This window comes from Candidatus Obscuribacterales bacterium (genome assembly GCA_036703605.1).
Classification (GTDB): domain Bacteria; phylum Cyanobacteriota; class Cyanobacteriia; order RECH01; family RECH01; genus RECH01.
The window spans coordinates 1-2578 of sequence record DATNRH010000745.1 but is presented as its reverse complement, the minus strand read 5'-3'; the positions used below and the strand labels follow the sequence as shown (position 1 = coordinate 2578).

Here is a 2578-nt window from a genome sequence, read left to right as displayed (position 1 = left end):
TCAACCTCAGAGCCCATCAGCGATCGCCCCTGGTTTGGCTATGTGAACAGAGGCGACAAGTCATTAAGTCTTCTTGCAAGACCCATCTGCCCCAAAGGGAACTAGGGTTCAATGACGATAGAGGGTGATCCGTCCACCCAGTTGGTATCACCTTAAGAGCCTGAGAACCGATACTGAGCTGCCATCCATAGCCTCAGTAGGCGGTCTATTCGCTATTGTTGAATGTTTGAGAATTCGCCGCAGAAAGACTATGAACTGGCAATCACAGCTTACTCAACTCATCCTAAACTACTATCGCGAAAATACCGCAGAGTTAGAGCAACTCAACATCCTGCGTCAGTGTAAACTGACCCGTCGCTGGCGATCGCTACGGATTGAGTGCCATACCGCATCCACAGCCCTGGCCCTCCGAGAGCTGAGTGAATTAATCCGTGAACCAATTGCTCAATTGCGCATTGCTCGACACATTAAGTTTTTGGTCAAAGGGGACTTAGTAGCAACCATTCCGGTTCAGTCTAGCCAACCTTTGATGCCGCCTTTAGATGCAAGAGGCAATGACGCCGATCTGCTGCTCTAGCGGACACCTCAAGACTCCAGCGAACTCTACGGATGTCATCTAGCCTGTGAAACTCTGCAAAAAACGGATCCGAAGGACATAGCCCTCGAATCCGCTAGCTTAAGTAATAATACGTCCCACAGGACAACAGACGCAGACCTACTTAGAACGAGGCTGAGATGTGCTGTAGGCTGATTCTGCTTGGGCGATCGCTTGGGTACGGGCGTTGCTGCTCGCAGCATTGAGCCATCCGGCAATCAAGGCATCGGCGGAGAAGAGACCCGCTCCATTCACCAGGTAGAACAGGAAACAAGCAGCGTAGAGAACCGATAGCTCTAGGTAGGGAATGCTGAGCCCAGCCACAAGTACGTGATGGTACATAGCTACTAGCATGGTGCTCAAGAGGCCTAGGGCCGCGGGGCGAGTCAGCAATCCAAGGGCGAGGAGGGGTGCGCCTAGGAGTTCCGTATAGGCAGCCACATAGCTGAAGAAGATGGGAAAGGGCAGCCCGATCACCTGCACATAGGCCTGAGCAAAGCTTTCGATGTTGGACAACTTGTCAAGACCGTTGTGAATCATGACAACACCCGCTACGACGCGAAGAATTGTCCATGCAGTTTGAGATGCGTAGTTGGCGGACAAATTCGATGTGAGAACAGCAGTTACAGTTTGGGTTAAGCGTTGGTTTATGGTCATGGGCCCCAGTGGTTGCTTTAGATCGTCTACTTATAATTGTAATTAATTTTAATGATTATTAAGAAATCTCAATCGTATTGATTAAGATTAGTTTCGGGATGAAGCGGTATATGGACTGCAAAGGCGATCGCTCTCATCTAGCTCAATGGGCGGAAACTGGCTCTCAAACCTAGATCAAACAGCCCAAAACAAGAGGCGCAGCCCTCGAGGGAGAGCTGCGCTAGTCTGAGGATAATGTTACTAAGTCCTAACTAAATGAGTCAGGATGCAACCAGAAATCATGCAAGGTACCCCGTTGGTCACGTTGCTAGAGTTGACCACGACGGGCAATCTGAGAAAGGCAAGCGGTTCAGGTTTCCCTATCAACTACTCCTGCCGCAGGGCTTGAAGGTGGTGCAAAAGGGCATCGGCTTCCGCCTGAAGCGACAGCAACTCAGCTTGGTGCATAGCGCAATAGGGCAGCGGGTGAGAGGTCTCCGGGATAGATGCGCGGGCGGACGACGTCAGGGCTGATGCAGCTATCGCCTCAGAGGGGCAAGGCTGAGAGCTCGTAACCGGTGAACTTGGACGTTCTAGGAGTACATTAGCCATAGAAGCTTGGATAGTCATTTTTACTCACTCACAACATGGCGTATTCTATCGTATCCAACGCAATCGATTGTATACAATGTGGCGATCGCCTCCCCAAAGGGTGTGGCAGTTCCTCAACTGTCTGCCCCAAGGGTTCCATCAAGACAGCCAGCCCTGATCCCTAAATTTATACAGGGACAGCAGCAGGGCAAGCTAGACTAAAGGGTGGGATTCTGTTCAACGAATGACCACTATAAGGATAGCTCGATCACCGATACGCTGATCTATCTACTCATTTGGGCTACCCATTTGGATGTAGCATAGGCTACCCTGGTTAGTCTCTGTTGTTGACAGTTGTTGACAACGAAAGGTGTCATCACTCCGCCAGCCTACCTAACCCAGAGCGGACAGGAATTCTAACGGCTCTGCCACCCGCGTCGTCGGTATTTTGCTGGGCCAGTCGTGTAAAGTATGCTTGAGGTAATGCGTTAACTGCCGTGATCCCTAGTTTTTCTGTTTCTAACTCGGTTGATCTGTCGTCCCGAAGCTGGCCAGGCTTAATTGAAGCCTATCGCCCCTTTTTGCCGGTCACTGAGAAAACACCCGTTGTGACCCTGCTAGAGGGCAATACGCCCTTAATTCCAGCCCCGGCGATCGCTGCCCAAGTGGGGCGATCGGTGAAGGTTTTCGTTAAGTTTGATGGGTTAAACCCCACCGGCAGTTTCAAAGACCGGGGTATGACCTTAGCCATCTCCA

4 protein-coding genes are annotated in these 2578 nt (G+C 51.0%); 2 read left to right on the top strand and 2 right to left on the bottom strand.

The window, feature by feature from the left end; genetic code table 11:
- The first annotated feature begins 250 nt into the window (after nt 1–250).
- Nucleotides 251–577 carry a hypothetical protein gene (locus V6D20_15510; protein ID HEY9817188.1) on the top strand — a complete coding sequence of 109 codons (327 nt, stop codon included), beginning with the start codon at nt 251–253 and terminating at the stop codon, nt 575–577.
- 138 nt (nt 578–715) lie between these two features.
- Here the strand turns inward: V6D20_15510 and V6D20_15505 are convergent, their stop codons facing one another.
- Complete coding sequence (locus tag V6D20_15505) at nt 716–1252, bottom strand: DoxX family protein (protein ID HEY9817187.1); 537 nt, start codon at nt 1250–1252, stop codon at nt 716–718.
- 366 nt (nt 1253–1618) lie between these two features.
- Complete coding sequence (locus tag V6D20_15500; protein ID HEY9817186.1) at nt 1619–1861, bottom strand: hypothetical protein; 243 nt, start codon at nt 1859–1861, stop codon at nt 1619–1621.
- A 458-nt stretch (nt 1862–2319) separates the two neighbouring features.
- On the opposite strand from V6D20_15500, the gene V6D20_15495 reads away from it, so the two are divergent.
- Nucleotides 2320–2578, top strand: a 259-nt coding sequence (locus V6D20_15495; protein HEY9817185.1) for a pyridoxal-phosphate dependent enzyme, incomplete at its 3' end; no start/stop codon positions are given.